The sequence below is a fragment of the Paraburkholderia rhizosphaerae genome (genome assembly GCF_004366595.1).
In the GTDB taxonomy this organism is placed as follows: domain Bacteria; phylum Pseudomonadota; class Gammaproteobacteria; order Burkholderiales; family Burkholderiaceae; genus Paraburkholderia; species Paraburkholderia rhizosphaerae.
Map to the genome: position 1 here is coordinate 1 of NZ_SORE01000069.1, position 1692 is coordinate 1692.

Consider the following 1692-nt stretch of genomic DNA (forward strand, 5'->3'; position numbering starts at 1 on the left):
AAGACCCCCGAGGAATTGCGTAGCCATCGCTGGTACGGCGTGAACGACCTGCGTTCGTTCGGCCATCGGTCGCGTACCGCGCAGATGGGCTATAGCCGCGAAGAGTATGCGGGCAAGCCGGTGATCGCGATCCTCAATACGTGGAGCGAGATCAATCCATGCCATACGCACTTCAGGCAGCGCGTCGAAGAAGTGAAGCGCGGCATCTGGCAGGCGGGCGGTTTTCCGATCGAGTTGCCGGTGCAGACGCTGTCCGAGCCGTTCCAGAAGCCGACCACGATGCTCTATCGCAACTTCCTCGCGATGGAAGTCGAGGAGACGTTGCGCTCGTATCCGGCCGACGGTGTCGTGTTGATGGGTGGTTGCGACAAGACGACGCCGGCGCTCCTGATGGGCGCGATCTCGATGGACCTGCCGGCGATTTTTCTGCCTGCGGGTCCGATGCTTAACGGCAACTGGAACGGCCGCACGCTCGGCTCCGGTTCCGATACGTGGAAGTACTGGGCGGATTTGCGGGCGGGCAACATCACGGAAGAAGACTGGCGCGGCGTGGAAGGCGGCATTGCACGTTCGCCGGGCCATTGCATGACGATGGGCACCGCGTCGACGATGACGAGCGCGGCCGAAGCGCTTGGCTTCACGCTGCCCGGCTTTGCGTCGACGCCGGCTGCCGATTCGCGGCACGCGGTATTCGCCGCGAAAACTGGCATGCGCATCGTCGACATGGTGTGGGAAGACCTGAAGCCGTCCGACATTCTCACTGCAAGCTCGGTCGATAACGCGGTTACGACGTGCCTCGCGCTGTCGGGTTCGACCAACGCGATCGTCCATATGATCGCGCTCGCGCGCCGCGCGGGCATCGAACTCACGCTCGACCGATACGACGACGTTGCGCGCCGCACGCCGGTGTTGGCCAACGTCCGTCCGACCGGCCAGTACCTGATGGAAGACTTCTACTACGCGGGCGGCCTGCGCGCGATGCTGAAGGAACTGGGCGAGCTGATCGACGGCACGCAGAAGACGGTCAACGGCAGGACGCTCGGCGAGAACATCGGCGACGCGGAGATTTTCAACGATGAAGTGATCCGCCGCCGCATTGCGCCGCTGATGCCCGACACGGGCCTCGCGGTACTGCGCGGCAATCTCGCGCCGGATGGCGCGGTGATCAAGCCCGGCGCCGCCGATCCGGCGCTGCATGTGCATACGGGCCGCGCGGTGGTGTTCAAGGACTACAACGACATGGCCGCGCGCATCGACGATGACGCGCTGGACATCGACGAAACCTGCGTGATCGTGTTGCAGCACGCGGGCCCGGTCGGTGCGCCCGGCATGCCCGAATGGGGACAACTGCCGATTCCGAAGAAGCTGCTGCAGCGAGGCGTGCGCGACATGCTGCGTATTTCCGATGCGCGGATGAGCGGCACGAGCTACGGCGCCTGTGTGCTGCACGTCGCACCGGAATCGTTTATCGGCGGGCCGCTTGCGCTGGTGCGCGATGGCGACCTGATCGAACTGGATGTGCCGCAGCGCAAGCTGAACGTGCTGATCAGCGATGCGGAACTCGCGCGCCGCAAGGCCGCGTGGGTCGCGCCCGCGCCGCGTTTCACGCGCGGCTACGGCGCGATGCACCAGATTCACGTGATGCAGGCCGACAAGGGCTGCGACTTCGATTTCCTGCAGCGCGGCGGCGCC

1 protein-coding gene is annotated in these 1692 nt (G+C 65.1%); it reads left to right on the forward strand.

Annotated features, from left to right (window positions below; translation table 11 throughout):
- Positions 1-1692, forward strand: a 1692-nt coding sequence (gene araD, locus BX592_RS33595; protein WP_243849864.1) for an L-arabinonate dehydratase, incomplete at both ends; no start/stop codon positions are given.